The sequence below is a fragment of the Kordia sp. genome, assembly GCF_965283645.1.
GTDB lineage: Bacteria > Bacteroidota > Bacteroidia > Flavobacteriales > Flavobacteriaceae > Kordia.
The window spans coordinates 4,757,720-4,778,789 of sequence record NZ_CBDIPG010000001.1 but is presented as its reverse complement, the minus strand read 5'-3'; the positions used below and the strand labels follow the sequence as shown (position 1 = coordinate 4,778,789).

The 21,070-nt window shown below is 31.4% G+C and carries 6 protein-coding genes; all 6 read left to right on the top strand.

The features are described 5' to 3' along the window. The first annotated feature begins 624 nt into the window (after positions 1-624). Entirely contained in the window at positions 625-9,351 is an 8,727-nt protein-coding gene (locus ACQ654_RS20965; RefSeq protein ID WP_430412299.1) for an amino acid adenylation domain-containing protein, read from the top strand. 35 nt (positions 9,352-9,386) lie between these two features. Further along, entirely contained in the window at positions 9,387-11,780 is a 2,394-nt protein-coding gene (locus tag ACQ654_RS20960) for a TonB-dependent receptor domain-containing protein (RefSeq protein ID WP_430412298.1), read from the top strand. 67 nt (positions 11,781-11,847) lie between these two features. Next, on the top strand, positions 11,848-16,410 hold the full coding sequence (locus ACQ654_RS20955) for an amino acid adenylation domain-containing protein (RefSeq protein WP_430412297.1): 4,563 nt from the start codon (positions 11,848-11,850) through the stop codon (positions 16,408-16,410). A gap of 14 nt (positions 16,411-16,424) precedes the next feature. Beyond that, positions 16,425-16,649, top strand: coding sequence for an acyl carrier protein (locus ACQ654_RS20950; RefSeq protein ID WP_430412296.1), 225 nt, complete (start codon positions 16,425-16,427; stop codon positions 16,647-16,649). Further along, positions 16,642-20,496 carry a non-ribosomal peptide synthetase gene (locus ACQ654_RS20945; RefSeq protein WP_430412295.1) on the top strand — a complete coding sequence of 1,285 codons (3,855 nt, stop codon included), beginning with the start codon at positions 16,642-16,644 and terminating at the stop codon, positions 20,494-20,496. Before ACQ654_RS20950 ends, ACQ654_RS20945 begins: the two co-directional genes overlap by 8 nt. After that, positions 20,468-21,070, top strand: a complete 603-nt coding sequence (locus ACQ654_RS20940) for a GNAT family N-acetyltransferase (protein WP_430412294.1) — start codon at positions 20,468-20,470, stop codon at positions 21,068-21,070. The genes ACQ654_RS20945 and ACQ654_RS20940 overlap by 29 nt, the downstream gene beginning before the upstream one ends.

Sequence of the window (21,070 nt, the reverse complement as noted above, 5' to 3'; positions counted from 1 at the left end):
CGTTTCGTACTCAAGAGAACATGATTTATCTATACAGGCACCACATGCGCGGTTGTAATTATGGTTTCTGCATGATTGTATAACTCCCTAATATTTTATCACTATAAAATTTGTTTATAAAAAACAATATTAAGATATTTAACTCTTGAAAAATTAGAAGTAAAAAATTACCAATTCCCCCTATTTCAGATAACAGCAAGCAACAACTTCATGTAAGTGAGGACAGCGTAGCTTTTGTCTAAACTTAAAATTTATAATACTGATTTTGAGTCCTTTCATTGATTTATATGTATTGCTTTTAAAATCTCGTTGAGAGAAAAAATATAAATCTTTACACTAAATTTCCATAGAAATCTTTTTTACTTTAAGTAGAAAAAACACAGCAGTAAATGATCAAAAAAACTGTTTTAAAATCTTTATTTCCTTCTTATCTTTTTGTTACGATTAATTCTTTTTTTAGAATTTAAAAAGCAACTTCTGTTAACAGAACCTGTGCTTACATTCGTTTTTGAAAAAAACACTTAAGGTATTACAAACACAAACTCATTGCAACGAAATTGTACGACAAGTATTCCTTCATGGTACTTTGAAGAAGTAAATACAGCTCAAAAAATTTAATATATTTTGAATAGAAGTTTAGAAAATAAATTAATAGACAACTACTGGATCAATAAGCTAAAGTTATGTCCTATCATTAACGATAGTTCATTAACACTGTTTGAAACCGAAGAACTTAGCATAAAAAAAGAGGAACTATCTTATTTTAACAAACTCACTTCTAACAATAAAGCGGCAGAGTTTACAGTACTTCTCACATTGTATAGCATGCTATTGAATCGTTATTTCGAATCGCAACAATTTATAGCTTCATCGGGAGTCGCGGAGAAAAAACAAGTATTACTATACAAATTCCAATCTCTTAATGCTACTACACTAAAAGAAAGTCTTACTAAAGTTAAACAAGAAGTACAAGAAGTCTTTAAATATTCAAGCTTCGACACTAGTGTACTACAAGACAATTCGTTTAGCAGGTATACTTCTTTTGGTTTTTCTTACAATGAGAAGCCTCAGAATGAAAAAAGTGATTTTCCTTTCTACTTAACGATTAATAAAAAAGAAGACGGACTTACCATTTCTATTTCTTATGACAATAATTTTACAATAGAATATGTTGCGAATCATTTTTTAGGTAATGTAAAGAATTGGCTGTGCAATCTTGAAAATTACATAAATGCAACAGTCGACAAACTTCCTATTATATCTGAACAGGAAAAAGAAGAAGTTTTATACTCATTTAATGACACTAAGGTTGAATATCCAAAGGATAAAACCATAATTGATTTATTTGAAGAACAAGTAGAAAAAACTCCAACTTCTATTGCCTTAGTATTTGAAGATAAACAACTAACGTATACTGAACTTAATGAGCAAGTAAATCAGTTAGCACATAATTTAAGAGAAACCTATACCATTCAACCAGATGATTTAATTGGGATAAAATTAGAGAGAAGCGAGCAACTAATAGTCGCTATTTTAGGAATTCTAAAATCTGGTGCAGCATATGTTCCGATAGATATAAATTATCCGAAAGAACGTATAAACTATATTGAAAAACATAGTGCTTGTAAAGTAGTTATAGATGAGGAAAAACTAAAAAGCTTTGCTACAAATAAAGATACGTACAGTAATCAAAACCTAAAAAAGATTACTAAGTCTAACCATTTAGCGTATATAATGTACACTTCTGGAACAACGGGAAATTCCAAAGGAGTTATGGTAGAACATGGAAATGTTATTCGATTAGTAAAGCCGTGTTTGTATTTTCCTTTAAATTCAGATAATACGTTACTAAGTACAGGTTCAACTTCTTTTGATGCAACAATTATTGAATATTTTGGAACGCTACTAAATGGCTCAAAATTGATAATTGCTTCTAAAGAGAACTTATTAAATACAGACAAACTCAAAGAACTCATTAATAACTTAGCTGTTAATAGTTTATTCATGACATCTTCTTGGTTTAGTCAAGTTGTCGATCAAGATTTACGTGTTTTTGATGCAATACATCAATTATTAGTTGGAGGAGATGTTGTTTCTCCAATTCATGTTGTAAGGTTATACAAAGAATGTTCGAAAATTAAATTATTTAATGGATATGGTCCAACTGAAAATACAACCTTATCAACAACCTATGCTATTGAGAACAAAAAATATACTTCAATACCTATAGGAAAGCCAATTTCAAATTCATACACCTATATCTTAGATGCTAATTTAGCGCCAACGGCAATAGGTGTTCCGGGTAAATTATATGTATCAGGAGCTGGTGTTGCAAGAGGTTATCTAAACAATCCAGACTTAACGGCAGAACGCTTCATAGAAAATCCTTTTATAAAAGGAGAACGCATGTATGACACAGGAGATTTGGCCAAATGGCTGCCAGATGGAAACATAGCGTTTTTAGGACGAAAAGATACACAAGTTAAAATACGCGGTTTTCGAATAGAATTAGAAGAAATAGAAAACACAATTATTCAGTTTTCGGATGCAATTCAACAAGTTGTATTAAATGTAAGTCAAACGGAACAAGAAAAAGAACTGGTTGCATATTACGTTTCTAAGTCAGACATAGAAAAATCAGCGTTAAGAGATTTTCTGCAAAGCAAACTACCGTCGTATATGGTTCCAAGTTACTATATGGCATTAAATACTATTCCGCTAACAACTAATGGTAAGGTAGACAGAAAAGGACTTCCAAAAATTAACTCAGAAGCTCTTGTTCAAAAAGAATACACATCACCTCGTACGGAAGTAGAAAAACAATTAGTTGCCATATGGCAAAAAGTATTAGGTATCGAAAGAATAGGAATTACTGATAACTTCTTTGAACTTGGCGGACATAGTTTGCTAGTTGGTCAAATAATTAACAGCGTTTACAAACAACTAAACAAGAGCATTACATATAAGTCGTTCTTTGAAAGTCCGACAATAGAAGAATTAAGTAAAAAACTATCCAATAGTAGTTACCATCCAATTCCGAAAACAGCAACCAAATCATGTTATCCATTAACAACATCGCAGCATAGAATCTGGATTTTAAACCAATTAGAAGGTGGAAATTTAGCCTATAATATGCCTGGAGCAGTTACATTAAAAGGCGATTTAGACATTCTAAAATTTGAAGAAGCTTTTAAAATCTTAATAAAGCGTCATGAAATACTAAGAACGAATTTCAAAATCAACGAATTAGGAGAAGTTCATCAATACATAACACAAGAAGATCTTTTTGAGTTCAATCTTTTAGAAAAAGATATAACTCATCAAACAAAGAAAGACATTGAGCACGTTTTACAAGAAGAACATGCCAAAGCTTTTGATTTAGCAAATGAATTATTAGTAAGAGCTGTACTTTTTAAAACTCAAAAAAAAGAACATATATTCTCACTAACCATGCATCACATTATTGGTGATGGTTGGTCAATGGAATTAGTAATATCTGAAGTCATTTCAACCTATAATAATTTAGTTCAAAATAAAGAATACATTGTTCCAAAATTAGAAATTCAATACAAAGATTATGCTGTTTGGTTACAGTCAGCATTAACAAAAGAACAATACAAAGTTGCTGCAACCTATTGGCGCTCTCAATTTCAAGGAGAACTTCCAATTATAGATATCCCAAGTTTCAAAAGCAGACCAAAAGTAAAAACATATAACGGACATACACTAACTCATCATTTTTCAACATCTTTTTTAAAGAAGTTAACAACCTTTTCAAAATCAAAAGATGTTACTTTGTTTATGACCATTATGGCTGGAATCAATACACTATTATATCGTTATACAAACCAAAACGATATCATAATAGGAACTCCAATAGCAGGAAGAGAACATCCAGATTTAGAAGGACAACTAGGATTGTATTTAAACACCTTAGCCATTCGAACAAATGTAGAAGGTTCCTATCGCTTTTTAGATGTATTAGAACGTCAAAAACAAACTTTATTAGCTGCTTACGAACATCAAAACTATCCTTTTGATGAATTAGTGAACAAGCTAAATTTACAAAGAGATACGTCGCGTTCGCCATTATTTGATGTAATGGTTGTTTTGCAAAATCAAGCACAACTTCACACCATAAAAACAGAGCACAATCTTTCAGGAATACAGGTTGAAGATTATGAAGTGAATCGAAATACGTCTCAATTCGATCTAAGTTTTACGTTTATAGAAAAAGAAGGTTTAGTCTTAAGTATTGAATACGATACTGATATTTATGACGAATTCTTGATCGAACGAATGTTCACGCATTTTGAAAACGTACTGAGCAAAGCCATTGATAATTCGGAAAATTCCATAGCGTCATTAACATATATTATTGAAGAAGAAAAGAAACAAATACTAGAAGATTTTAATGATACAAAAGTAGCTTATTCAAAAGATAAAACGGTCATTGATTTATTTGAAGAACAGGTAGCAAAAACACCTGATCATATAGCATTGGTGTTTAAAAACAAGAAGCTAACCTATACAGAATTTAACAAAGAAGCAACTCTGTTAGCGCAATATCTTATTCAAAAATATGACATTCAATCCAATGATTTAATAGGAATAAAATTAGAGAGAAGCGAACAAGTATTAATCGCAATCTTTGGAATATTAAAATCAAGAGCCGCGTACGTACCTATAGATATTTCATATCCGCAAGAGCGCATCAATTACATTGAAAATGATTGTGATTGCAAACTCGTTATCGATGAAAAAGAGTTGGAAAGTTTCAAGCTATTTAAGCATAAAAATGATGTTGAAAACCTACAAAGGATAACCAATCAAAATCAGTTAGCATACATCATATACACTTCTGGAACTACTGGAAATCCTAAAGGTGTATTAATAAAACATCGTAATCTTTCAGATTATTCTTTGACTTTCAAAAACTATTTCAATCTTACAAATGCTGATAGTTTACTGCAACAAGCAAGTATATCTTTTGACACATCAATTGAAGAAATTTTCCCAATATTACTGAGTGGAGGAAAATTGGTTGTTATAAAAGAAAACAACGATTTTGATCAATTATTTAAGAAGTGTGAAGAACATAAAATATCAATTTTAAGTACAAATCCGTATGCGTTAGCGTTTCTAAATCAAAACGTAGCTCATTATCAATCGCTCAATTTTCGAACATTAATTAGCGGAGGCGACACGCTGAATTTTGAATACATCAATAATTTACACCACAAATTTGAAGTTTACAATACGTATGGACCAACAGAAAGTACCGTTTGTGCAACGTATTACAAAGTTGAATCTCAAACAAAAACAATTCCTATTGGAAAACCGATTGCAAACAGAAATATCATAATTTTAAATGATGAAAATAAGTTGCAACCAATTGGCGTAGCAGGTGAATTGTGCATATCAGGTTTGGGTTTAGCTTCAGGATATTTAAATAAAGAAGAAATCACAAAAGAGAAATTTATCAATCATCCTTTTATTGAAAACAATAAAATGTATAAATCTGGGGATTTAGCGAGATGGTTGCCTGATGGAACTATTGAATTTTTAGGACGAATTGATCAGCAAGTCAAACTACGCGGATACAGAATTGAATTAGGTGAAATAGAAACTGTACTAAAACAGTACGCCGAAGAAATAGAAAATGTGGTGGTTGCTGTAAAAGAAATCAATGAAGAAAAAGTATTAATCGCTTACTATATTTCTAGCATTCACATCAATAAATCGAGTGTAAAGGACTTTCTGCAAAAGAAACTTCCGAACTACATGATTCCTGATTTTTACATGCAATTAGACAGTTTCGAGCTAACTCCTAATGGTAAAATTAACAGAAAAGCATTGCCAAATATTTCTGGAGAAGATAGCATACGAAATGTATATATAGCTCCGAAAAATGATATAGAAATAGCGTTGGTTGCAATATGGGAAGAAGTTCTTGGTATTGAAAAAATTGGAGTTACAGATAATTTTTTCGAATTAGGTGGTCACAGTTTAAAAATTACAAAACTTCGAAATCTTGTAAATAAAAAATTCAATACAACAATTCGTTTTAATGATCTGTTTATTGAAAGTAGCATCAAAAATCAATCAAAACTAATAGAAAAAAGTGTCAAATCTGCATACGAAGATATTCCAAAATTAGGAAAGCAAGATAGTTATATAGTATCATCTTCACAGCGTAGAATATGGATGTTAAGTCAGTTTGAAGGTGGAAATGTTGCATACAATATGCCTGGCGTTTTTATACTTGATGGACACACAGATGTTCAACTAATGAAAAAAGCATTTCAAGCGCTGATAGAGCGTCATGAAGCGTTACGAACTCGATTTAAACAAGATGCTATAACTGGAGAAATACGGCAAATAATAAAATCTGAGGAAGAAAATAATTTTAAACTTATATATGAAGACACTAGGTTTTTAAATGCAACTGAAAGTGAACTAAAGAAAATTATTGAAGTTGAAAGTAACTACAATTTTGATTTAGCTAACGAAAATCTGTTAAGAGCGAAACTCATAAAAACAAGAGCTGAAGAAACAGTTTTAATTTTTGTAATTCATCATATCATCAGTGATGGCTGGTCTTTAGGAATTATTACAAATGAATTATTCTCGCTCTATAATGCATTCTTACACAAAAAAGAATCGCCTTTACAACCATTACCAATTCAATATAAAGAATACGCCGCTTGGGAACAAAATCAATTGATACTAGAAAAAGCGAAGGAATCAAAAAAATATTGGGAACTTCAATTTCAAGGAGAAATTCCAGTAGTAGCATTGCCTTCCAACAAAAAAAGACAAGCGTACAAAACCTATAACGGTAAAATTGTTACTCAAAAATTACCTAAAAACATGCTAAAGAAATTTAGCTCGGTATGTCAATCAAACAATAGCACGCTATTCATGGGATTGGTGGCAATTGTGAAATTTCTAATATACAAATACAGCAATCAAAACGATCTTATAATCGGAACACCAATTGCAGGAAGAGAACATGCTTTATTACAAAATCAAATAGGAATATACATAAATACGCTTGCCTTACGGACAAAATTTAAAGCAGATGACAGTTTTGAAACCTTACTAGAAAAAGTAAAAGAAACGACGTTAGCGGCTTATGAACATCAATTATATCCTTTTGATAAATTGGTGAGTGACCTGCCTTTGCAACGCGATTTAAGCCGAAATCCGCTATTTGATGTGATGGTTACATTACAAAACACAGACAATAGTACAACAACTTCAAACACGATAGAAGGATTGCAAGTGCATGAATATGTGAGTACTGATGATGCAATGAGTAAATTTGATTTAGAATTTATCTTTGAAGAAAAAAATGACGAATTGGAAATTAAATTGTTGTACAACTCGGATATTTTTGAAGCTACTTTTATTGACGATTTACAAACGCATTTGTGTATAGGAATTGAAAGTTGTAGTCATAAACCCAATGAGTTGCTCTACAAACTTCCTTTTTTAACGTTAAAAGAAGAAACGCAACTACTTCATGAATTGAATGATACCGAACAAGAATATGCTAAAGAAAATACCTTTGTAGACTATTTTAAAAAACAGGTAACAAACAAACCAAATGCAGTTGCCGTTATTGATGAAACAAAGCAATATTCATATCAAGAATTAGATACACTTTCAACTCAAATTGCAACATACTTAACTCTAAAATTTAATCACAAAAAAGATGCGTTAGGAGTTCTGTTAGATCGTTCTGTAACAACAATTGCACTTTTATTAGGAATACTAAAATCTGGTAAATCATACATTCCTTTAGATCCAACATTTCCTGTAGATCGGTTAAAATATATAATCAATCACAGTGGAATAAAAGTCTTAATCTGTTCCGAAGAACTATCAGAAATAACTACGGATACGATATCGACACTAACTGTAGATGAAATTTTAGCAAAAAGCAGTCAATTAGACGAAACTATTGATACTGTTCCGACAGGAAATGATACGGCGTATATAATATACACATCAGGTTCTACAGGGAATCCGAAAGGTGTTGAGGTTGGACATCGATCATTGTTAAACTTTTTAATAAGCATTTGTAAAACACCTGGAATAAAAAATACAGATACATTATTTGCTGTCACAACCTATTCTTTTGACATTTCTATTCTCGAATTTTTTGCTCCTTTAATTTCTGGCGCAAGCGTTTATATTGTTAGCAATGAAACGTTGGTTGAACCTGAAAAAATAATACACGAATTAGAAACGGTAAAACCAACTATAATTCAGGCAACGCCAAGTTTCTATCAACAATTATTTAATGCGGATTGGAAAGGTAACAAGGAATTAAAAATAGTATGTGGCGGAGATGTATTAAGTGAATCGTTAGCCGCTCAATTATTAGACACTAATTTAGAACTATGGAATATGTATGGACCTACAGAAACTACAATTTGGTCCACGACAAAAAAGATTGAAAAACCCGATCAGGCTACTAATATTGGAAAACCTATTGCAAACACTACAATTTATGTAGTAGATGAATTTTTACAATTACAACCAAAAGGAACCATTGGGCATTTATTTATTGGTGGCGACGGTTTGGCAAAAGGATACTTTAAGCAAAAAGAATTAACAGCACAACGGTTTATAAAAAATCCTTTTTCGGATGGATTCATATATGAAACAGGTGATGTTGTAAAATGGAATACTGATAATGAACTTATATTTTTAGGTAGAAATGATACGCAAGTTAAAATTAGAGGTTACCGAATTGAATTGGGCGATATTGAATCTAAAATGAACTTGATTGAAACCATTTCAAAAGCCATTGTGGTTGCTAAAAAAGATCCTTTTGACGATAGTATATTAACGGCATATTTTACAAGTGAAAACGAAATCAATGTGAATGATTTGCGCGTGCAACTAAAAAAAGTATTGCCGTATTACATGATTCCATCACAATTTATAAAACTAGACGCTTTTCCGTTAACACCAAACAAAAAAATAGATCGTAAAGTATTGGTCAATTTAGAGGATGTAAACTTAATATCTTCTGTTGATTATATTCCAGCAACTACGGAAATAGAAAAAAAACTAGTTCTAGTGTGGCACGAACTATTAGGTGTAGCACAAATTGGGATTAAAGACAATTTCTTTGATTTGGGCGGTCATAGTTTAAGTGTTATTAAATTAACAAATAAAATTCAAAAAGAATTTTCAATAAAAATAACTGTAAATAAAATCTTTGAACATCCTATTTTAGAAGAGCAATCACGCTTAATTGAAAATATACAAGTTGTGAATCAAAATAATATATCAGAAGATTCGGAAACAGAATTCGAAAATTTTATCATATAAAAACTCATTAAATAAGTCTTCAAGAAAACCATTAAATGAATAAAATTATAACCATTTTAATAGTACTTACATGTTTAACAGTAAGTGCTCAAACTGAAATTACAGGTACTGTAATAGAAAAAGAAACTCAAAATCCGTTAGAATTTGCAGAAGTTATACTAGTAACTAATCAATCATCCGCTATAACAGGAGCTATAACTGATGCAAAAGGTGTATTCAAAATAAGCTCAAAGCAAGGAAACTACACATTGCAAGTTACGTATGTTGGTCAAGTACTGTACACCAAAAATATAACAGTAACTGAAAAACCAATTGATTTAGGAATTATAGAAATTGTAAATTCTCAAGAATTAGAAGAAGTGCTCATTACGGCAAAAAAGAAATTAATTCAACGCAAAATAGATCGGTTAGTTTTTAATGTCGAAAACTCGTCAAAAGCCTCTGAAGGTGATGCTTTGGAAGTTTTAAGAGTAACACCTGGAATCCGTGTGCAAAATGATAACATTACGATGATAGGAAAAAGCAACCTTCAAGTAATGATAAATGATAAAATTGTACAACTATCAGATGAAGATTTAGTCAATTTTCTAAAATCTATTGCTTCAGAAGATATCAAAAACATAGAAGTCATCACAACGCCGCCAGCAAAATATGAAGCTTCAGGAAATAGTGGTTTGGTAAACATAACTTTAAAACAAGCCAAAAAAGACTCATGGAATGCGCAGTTAAAATCATCATACACGCAACGTCGTTACGCAACTGGTGGCGTTGGAGGAAGTTTTAACTTTAATAAAAACAAATTTAGCATTGCAACGTCGTTTAACTACAGTGACGGACCTTACTATCAAGAACAAGATGATTATGCCTTTTTTCCTGATGGAGTTTGGTACACATCGTCGCCTTTTAAAGCAAACATTAAACGAATAAACGGTAGAATAGACATCAATTATCAACTGACGTCAAACTGGACAATGGGCGGACAATATTTATACAACAAAACACCTGTAGCACTACGAGATAATCCGTTTACCGCCGTTTTTGATACTAATACAAACGAAATAACAAGATCGCTTCAATCTGCTGGAACTATAGATTTGGCTCCAGAAATTCATTCCATAAACTATAACAATGAAGTAACATTAGATACTTTAGGACGAAAGATCACATTAAATTTGGATTACTTTACATATGATAATCCAGATATAAAAACATACAACGGAGTTTCAACGATACAAAATCCATTCTCAGAACAATTTTACCGAGGAACAAACACAAACAAGCAAGATGTACAAAATATATCTGCAAAATTAGATGTTGAATATCCTTTAAGTTGGATCGATTTAAGTTTTGGTGGAAAAATAACAAACTCAAAATCAGTAAACGATATTTTATTTTTTAATAGTGGTTTGGTTAACAGTCCGGTTACAAGTTTGCCGCTATCGGAAAATGATTTCGAATATATAGAAGACATTCAGGCATTGTATATTTCTGCGAATAAAAAACTCAATGATAAATGGAGTGCACAAATTGGATTCAGGCTGGAAGCTACGCAAACAGATTCTAAATCGAATAACTTAAATTTATCAACCAAAAATGATTATACAAAGCTTTTCCCTACGCTCTACCTTTCTTATAATGCTTCGGAAAACGTAAACTTCTCATTTAACTATAGCAAACGTATTGAAAGACCTAGCTTTTTTGAATTGAATCCGAATATCTATTTCATCAATCCATTTCAAACCATAGAAGGAAATGCATTTTTGCAACCGTCATTTGTTGATAATTTTGAATTGACAAATACCTATAAAAACTTTGTTACTAAGCTATATTACAGTTATGAAGATAACCTGTTTTCACAAGTACCATTGCCCAATGCAACTACAAATATTATTCGCTTCACAAACGAAAACTTTATAAACACACAACGTTTTGGAATTTCTGAAAATTACACCTTTGACAAAATATCTTGGTGGTCTAGTAATAATAGTTTAGATATAAATTATTCTAAATCAGAATTTAATTTAGAAGAAGCACAAGAAGATCAAAAAGGACTCAATGCAACAATTTCAACGTATAATGATTTCAATCTAAATACAGATAAAACTATACTTATGGGTGTTAATTATTGGTACAGTTTCCCTGGTGTAAACGGTATTTTTGATACCAAATCGGCAAGTTCATTATCACTATCACTACAATATTTGTTACTCAATAAAAATTTGAACATTACTGTAAGAGGAAACGATCTTTTTAAAACTTCCGCAGAAAGAACAACAACAACGGTTAATGGCGTATTTCAAACAGCACGCTATTACTATGACAGTAGATCATTTTCAGTATCTGTAAGTTATAAATTTGGAAATAAAGACATCAAAGCCAAAAAACACAGCACTGGAAACGGAGACGAAAAAGGACGAACAGGAAATTAAGAATCTAAAATAATACACGAGCGTTTTCAAAAATAAATAAGCGTAAACAGTACACTTCTTTGACATAATGAACGATTTATTAAAAAAGCTACACAGCAAAAACATTACTATTAATCTAGTTGAAAATCAATTAGATATAAAAGCTCCGAAAGGAACAATGACCAAAGAGCTGTTGTCTGAAATTAAAGAACATAAACAAGCACTTATAGCTTTTATGTCAGAATACAAGCTAGAAAATGCTGGCAATGTAACAATACCGAAAGCGGCTCATAAACCGTCCTATGCACTATCATCTTCTCAATATCGATTATGGATAGTAGAGGAATTAGAAAATAATAATGGCGCATACAATATGCCAAGTGTCTTTTCAGTAAAAGGCGCCATCAACATTCAACAGTTAGAAAAAGCATTCATACAACTTACGGAACGTCATGAAATACTAAGAACTAACATCATTGTTGAAAAGCAAACAAGAACGCCAAAACAGTATATTGCACCAGTTAATGCAAGTCGTTTCAAACTAAATTATATTGACCTATCGGAAGATAAAGAAGTTTCAAAAACACTTCAAAATGCTATAAAAAAGGAAGTTGAATATAACTTTGATTTAAAATCAGATGCGTTATTTAGAGTTTCAGTACTGAAAAAAGCGGACAATGATTACATCTTAACTTCTGTGATGCATCATATTATAAGTGACGGTTGGTCTTCTTCAATACTAATAGCAGATTTATTTTCACTTTACCAATCAATTACAAAAGGAGAAGATTCGCAATTGGCACCTTTGTCCATTCAATACAAAGATTTTGCAGAATGGCAACAATCTAAATTAAACAGTGATACTGCTAAAATAAACAAAGAATATTGGTTAAATCAATTCAAAGAAGAAGTTCCAATACTAGAAATTCCAAGCTATAAATTAAGACCATCTGTAAAAACATACAATGGTAAAACAATTGAAAAACGTTTTGAAACGAATGTAATACAGAATTTTAAAAACATCTGTAAATCGGAAGGTGCCACTTTATTTATGGGCTTACTTGCTGCGGTTAAAATAATACTCTATAAATACACGAAGCAAACAGATATGGTCGTTGGAAGTCCATTTGCAGGACGTGAACATGCCGAACTTCAAAATCAAATAGGTTTTTATGTACATACGATTGGTTTGCGAACGTCATTCAAAAAAACGGATACCTTCAAAACACTGCTCAACCAAATCAAAAAAACTACGTTAGAAGCCAATGCACACCAAGAATATCCGTTTGATGAACTCATCAAAAACTTAGAGTTGACAATAGATAGAAGCAGAAATCCTTTATTTGATGTCATGCTTACTGTTGATTCTCAAGAAGAAACTTCAGATACATTTGATTTGCTTGAAGGCTTAATTGTAGAAGAAATTGCGCTGACCAATACAACAAGTAAGTTTGACTTAGAATTTGCGTTTAAAGAAAATAAATACGGTAGCGACATACAGATAACATACAATACAGCTATTTACACGGAAGATTTTATTCGCCAAATTATAAATCATTTAGAAGTTGTATTAAAAAGTATCGTATCCAATTCAGAATTGACTGTCGAATCAATACCGTATCTAACCGCTACAGAAAAGGCAACACTACTTCATGATTTTAACGATACAACAACAATTGCGAAACATGACAACAACTCGTACATAGAATTATTTGAAGCACAAGCGAAAAAGACTCCAGAAAATATTGCTGTTGTATTTAAAGAAAAACAAGTAAGCTATAAAGAACTAGACGAACTATCAAATCAGTTTGCGCATTATTTACTTAAGAATCATCAAGTGCAACTAGAAGATTTTATTGGAGTAAAACTTGAGCGAAGCGATTGGTTGATTGTTTCTTTTTTAGCAATCCTAAAAACAGGAAGCGCGTATTTGCCAATAGACATAGACTATCCGAAGGAACGAATTGCTTTTATTGAAACTGATAGTCAATGTAAACTAATTATTGATGATTCGGTTATTTCTGAATTTAAAAATAAAGGAAATCATCAACCAATAACAAGACCGCAAGTAAACATACAAGCTACTAATTTAGCCTATGTAATTTATACTTCAGGTTCAACAGGAACTCCAAAAGGAACATTACTTGAACACAGAAATTTGCTCAATTTATGTTTTTGGCATATTGAAAAATACGCTGTAAATGAACACAGTAAAGGAACATTGTATTCAGGAATTGCCTTTGACGCTTCCATATGGGAAATGAGCCCTTATTTGTTAGCAGGAGCTACTTTATATCCTATCTCGGATCAAACAATTCGTTTGGATCTTCATAATTTGAAAACGTTTCTAAACGATCAGAAAATAACACATAGTTATTTGCCAACTACCATTTGTCACAAATTGGTACATGAAAATTTTGTGTCAGATCGAATAACAATTTTAACAGGTGGCGATACTTTAAAAATAAAAAAAGCGCCAAAATTCAAACTATATAACAATTATGGACCAACTGAAAATACGGTCGTTACCACTGCGTTTAATCTTAAAGATGAATATAAAACTTCAATTCCGATAGGCAAACCGATTGCAAATACAAGCTGTTATATTGTAGATGAAAACTTAGCAATAGTTCCAATAGGAATACCAGGGAAATTATATGTATCAGGCGCTGGAGTTGCACGAGGTTATCTACATAATCCTGAATTGACAACTGAGCGTTTTATAGCAAATCCTTTTGCAAAAGGCAAACGTATGTATGACACTGGTGATGTTGCAAAATGGTTGCCTGATGGAAATATTGAGTTTTTAGGACGAAAAGACACGCAAATAAAAATACGTGGTCACCGTATTGAATTGGAAGAAATAGAAAACATAATTTTTCAATTTTCAGGAGCAATTCAGCAAGTTGTTGTAAGTATAAAACAGACAGAAACTGAAAAAGAATTGGTCGCGTATTATACTTCTAAAAAAGAACTTGAAAAGTCGGAATTGCATACCTTTTTACAAGAAAAATTGCCTTCATACATGATTCCGAAGTATTATGTAGCTATTGATAAAATACCAATAACAGCAAATGGAAAAATAGACACAAAATCACTTCCAAAAACGAGCGTAAATGATTTGGTTCAAAACAAGTATGTTGCACCAAATACTGAACTAGAAAAGCAATTAGTTGCTATTTGGGAAGAAGTTTTAGGAATTGAAAGTATAGGAATCACTGATAATTTCTTTGAACTTGGTGGACATAGTTTAATTGCTTCAAAATTAGTAAAAACCATTGCACAAGAAATTGGATTGGAATATGGTATAAAAGATGTTTTTCAACATCAAACTATTGAAGAATTTATACGTCATAAACCTACGCAATCAACTCAAATTGTCATAGAAAAAACGCAAGGTCCATTTCCGTTATCACAAACACAATTACGATTATGGATAAACGGTCAATTGAGCGTTGACAAAAACAAAGACATTATTTTTATCAAAGGAAAAATAACGGAAGCATTTCATCTCGAAAAATTTACAAACGCAATACATAAAGTAATTGCGCGACATGAAACACTGCGTTCAATATTCAAATACGACTCAACATATACAGCAATTCAACAAGTATCTGAATTCGATAATTTAGCTATAAATCAGTTCATAGAAAAAATAGAACATGAAGATCAAATAGATACTTCGGAAATCTCAAAATTAGATGCTCTTCCACTTTTCAAACTGTATTTTATCCAAAATGAATATGTATGTTTTTGTGTTCATCATATTATTTTTGATGGCTTATCGTTCAACATATTTATGGAAGAATTGTTTCATTATTATACAAATGAAAGCGATTTACCAGAACTTCCAATACAATACAAACATTATTCAACATGGGAATACAATAGTATTGAACAAAACAAGCTTGCGTCACAAATTCAATTTTGGCAAGAAAAACTAAAACTACCAATCCCCTATTTTAAACATGCAAAACGTGATGAAATAAAATCGTACGCAAAGCAAGCGTTAAGTAGAAGTCACAAAAACAATTTAACTCCGAAACTATATGCTTCAATACAGAAATTTTGTAAAGAGATGAAACTTACGGAGCATGCTTTTTTTCAGACAGTTCTAAAAATAACCATGTATCAACTTAGCAATCAAGAAGATTTAATTATCGGACATTATACTGAAACGAGAAATACTGCGGACTTAGACAAACTCATCGGTGTATTTTTAAATGTACTGCCAATACGATCTCAAATACAAGCTGAGAAAAGCTATTTGGAATTACTATCAGAAACACAAAATGAAATTATTGAAGCACACGAAAACAAAGAGTTGCCTTTTAATATTCTATTAAAAAAGTTAGAAATCACTGCGTTTTCGCCTTATAGTTTTCCGCTAATAGATGTTTTCATGTCATATAATAATATCACCTATAACAATCCTTTTGAAGGACTTATTCAATTTGAAGATGCAGACATTTCCAAATACACAAGTGCTGCGTATTCAATGCATTTAAACGTATCAAAAACAGCATTTGATTACAAACTATCATGGGATTACAACGAAGAAATATATGCGCCAGCGTGGATTGAAGAATGGCATAACAAGTATGTTCAATTAATTAAAAAAATAATAACATCACCCAGTCAAAAAATATAAAAGAAGTCTAGTTTATGAAGAATTTAAAAAATGATTTTATTGAGTTTTCAAGAAAAACTTTAGAAATAGATACAATAGAAGCTGATGTTAGTTTTATGGAAATGGGATTAAATTCCATTCAAATAATCAAATATATCAATCAAATAAATCAAGATTACAATCAAAGCTTAACCATTGTAGATCTTATGGAAAATGATACCCTAGAAAAATTATTCCAAAAAATTAAAGAAAATGAATAAAGCAAATCCAGTATCGTTTGCACAAAGAAGACTTTGGCTTTTACATCACTTTGAAGAAGAATCTACAGCATACAATGTGATCAATGCTTTTACAATAAACGGTTCATTAGATGAAGTGCTTTTGAAGAAATCTGTGTCATTTATGTTTGAAAGACATGAAATATTTAGAACAGCGATCTTAGAAACATCTGATGGATTAATACAAAGAGTGCAACCAAATGTACTTGTACCTATTAAAGAAGCCGATTTTACAGAAGTACGTGAAGAAGAAAAGGATGCAAAAGCAAAAGCTTTCTTCATGAACATTGCAAACCATTCTTTTGATTTGGCTTCGCCACCATTAGCCAATTTTGGACTTATAAAATTGAAAGAAGAAGTAGCGATTTTCATCATAAACATTCATCACATCATTACCGATGGTTGGTCTCAAAAAATATTCTGTGAAGAGTTATTTCAAATCTATACCAATTTAGTTGCACAACAAGAAATTGCGTTAGCAGAAGTTGTGGGAAGTTATGTAGAATTTACCAATGAAAATAATGCAGTTATTCAATCGTCCAAAGACACATTGCGAAATTATTGGATTAAAAAGTTAGAAGATAAACCTTCACTCATTGAACTTCCGTTTGATAAACTAAGAAAAAGTGTTCAAACCTTCAACGGGAAACGTATTCAATTTAAAGTTGCTGCTGATATAGAATCGAAAATAACAGCACTCATAAAGAAGTTCAAATTTGGAACGAGTTATTCGTTTTACATGACTGTCTTTAAAATATTACTATACAAAATATCAGGACAAAAAGAACTCGTAATTGGTGCGCCCGTTTTTGGAAGAAACAATTCAAAATACTTTAATACAATTGGCTTTTTTGCAAATACGGTAGTATTTAAAACAGCGTTGAAAAACTCAGAAACGTTTGCCGAATATCATAAAAAAGTATTTACGGAAATCATGTATTCCATTTCGCATCAAGAATATCCTTTTGATTTAATAGTTGAAGAATTATTCTCGGATAGAGACATTAGTACATCACCTGTATTTAATGTAATGGTTGCGTACAACAATACGTTTACTGATACAACACCAATGACATTTTCTCCTGGAGAACTAACAATTAGTGAATATCAACATGCTATGGAATATAACATGAGTAAGTTTGATATGACCTTTTTTATCAATGATGATGATGACGAAAAACTAATCACATTAGAATACAATACAGATTTATTTGAAGAAAAAACAATTCTCAATTTCATTGCTAATTTTGAAGTATTGCTTGATGAAATTATACAAAATCCGTTTGATGCGATCAGTAATTATTCTTGTCTGTCACCAGCTGATCAAACTTTAATAGCTGCAAATGGCGCGACTAAAATTCCGCCTACATATCACAACATTCTGGAAGCAATCGAAGTGAATGTAACTGCAAATCCAGAAAAAAAGGCGGTTGTATTTGGTGAAGATTCACTTACGTATAAAGAATTGGATACACTTTCCAATGCATTGGCAAATCATTTAATAAAGGACATACAAGTAAAACAAGGAGAAGTCATTGGCGTCTCTTTAGACAGATCTGCAAATATGTTGGTTGCAATGTTGGCAATACTAAAAACCCGTACTGCATATTTGGCGTTAGATCCATACTATCCGAAAGATAGAGTACATCATATTCTTGAAGACAGTCAAGTAAAAACCATCATTACTGATAGCGCTAACATTGATCTGTTTACGACTGCATATCAAACCATTAACATGGATAATTTGGATTTAAAGACTAAAACGACTGATGCTTTACCTTTTGAAATATCTGAAGACGCTTTGCACGACATTCTATATGTAATATATACTTCTGGAACTTTAGGTTTGCCAAATGGCGCAATGCTTTCGCACGGAACGTTGTTAAACTTGATTGAATGGCAAATGCATCAAACAACAATTGATGCGTCCAAAAATGTGCTTCAATTCACATCGATCAACTTCTGTGTTTCGTTTCAGGAAATATTCATAACGCTATGTTCAGGCGGAACGGTTCATCTCATTGACGAAATGAAACGGCAAGACATTAATTACCTAATAAATTTCATAGATACGAATAAAATTAATGTGCTGTATCTTCCATTTTCGTACCTAAACTTTTTATTCAATGAAATAAAAGACACTGAATTTGGAACAAGTTTAGAACACATTATTACGGCTGGTGAACAATTGAAAATTTCTTCTGGTTTAAAGAAATACATAGAAGAACATAAAAATTTGAAAATTCACAATCACTACGGTTCTTCGGAAATGCATGTAGTTTCCGCATATACAATAGATCATAAAAATTTAAATGCAGAACGACCACCAATTGGAAATCCAATAACAAACATAGGAATATTCATTGTTGATGAAGACAAGCAACCAGTTCCGCAAGGAAGTTGGGGAGAATTGCATGTGGAAGGTTGTTTTGAAGTTGATGGCTACATCAATAACAAAGAGCTTACAGATAAAAAAGTATTGCATGTTCCTGAAATTAAATTCACCGATAAAAAATTATACAAAACGGGAGATATTGGACGATTCAATAGCGATGGAAACATTGAGCTCAAAGGACGAAAAGACAGTCAAATAAAAATAAGAGGTTTTAGAGTAGAATTAGGCGAAATAGAAAACATTTTACTTTCATATACAGGAATAAACAATTGTGTAGTCGTGGCACAAGGTGATGAAGAAAACAAACGATTAGTAGCGTATATTGAAAGTGCACTAAACATAGCTGAAATTAAACTAAAACTAAAAAGTAGTCTTCCAAACTACATGGTGCCGTACATTCACTTGATAGATAAAATACCGTTAATGCCAAATGGTAAAACGGATCGATCACAATTGCCAGAAATTAAAATTACATCAGAAAAGGAAGTTGTAGCGCCAAAAACACCTCAAGAAAAACAATTTCATGCCCATTGGAAAGAAATTTTAAAAAATGATGACTTCGGAATCACAGATAATTTTTTCGAAATAGGCGGAAACTCATTATTAGCAATCAGGTTAACTTCTAAAATCAAGGAAGAATTAAATATTGATATTCCACTAATTAACATATTTCTATATCCTACCATTTCAGAATTAATAGAATTCACGTCTCAAAATGCCGCTAGAATGCATGCAAACAGTTCTGTGAAAATATTTACATCAACAATAGATATTGAAAAAGATATCATGCTGTTTATTCCACCAGTTTCTGGCGATTTGTCACAAATGAGCTCTTTAATTACGTACTATTCAAAAGACATCAATTGTATAGGATTGGAATATCCAAATTCACATGCTCCTACGATAGATGCTATTGAAGAATTTTGTGAAATCTATAAAAAAGAATTCCAAGAAATAAAGATGCTTCCAACTCAAAAAATATACATTGTTGGATATTCTATGGGAACACAAATTGCATATGAATTAAGCAAATGGATCAGTCCGCAATATGAAACACAACTCATTCTAATTGATAGTATTCCTGCAAAAGGCACGTTGGAATTATCAAAAGAAACTGCTCTAAAAAAGAGTATTAACAAACATATTCTTAACTTCGAAACGCTTTCCGAAGAAGAAGTAACACTATTTACACATAAGATTTTTGAAAACTTAAAAATACTTTCGAAATACACTGTAAAAGGAATTGTAAATTGTAACATAATAGCTATTGCTTCTGAGGAAAATAGTACAGAGATCAAAAAGTGGAATGAATTTACTACTGGAAAATTTAAAACACATGTGATAGCTGGCACAAATCATTTCAATATCTTAACTAAAGATACAGAAGTCATTAAAATTATTGAAAATGCAATTACCGTTTTACAACAAAATTAGTTTACAGCAACAACATGTGAGTCTAGAAACGCTTTCTGAACATGATTTTTCACAGTTAAAAAAAATAGGTGTCAATCCAAAACTTTGGCGCTACATGAGTTCTCAGTACACAACATCAGAAGCTTTAGAAAAATACTTGTACTCTTTTCTAAAAAATCACAAAGAAAGAAGCATGATTCCAGTATGCATAAAAGACAATAGCTCACAAAAAGCGATTGGAATGACTTGCATCGGAAATATAAATAACGAAAAAAACGAAGTAGAATTAGGCTGGACATGGATTGAAGAAGCCTATCAAAAAACAAGCACGAACAGAATTGTAAAACTACTCATGCTAAATTATATATTCAATGAACTCAACTGCAACAAAGTAGTATTTAGAGTAAATGAAAAAAATAATATTTCAATGCGTTCGTTAGAAAAAATTGGTGCCTCGTTTAATGGAATCACAGAAATATATGTGGCAGAAACAAAACAAACGGTTGGTGTTGCAAACTATTGTATACAAAAAAAAGAGTGGAAATCTTCTTTAGAAGCAAAACTACAAAAACTAATTACTGCATATAATTCATAA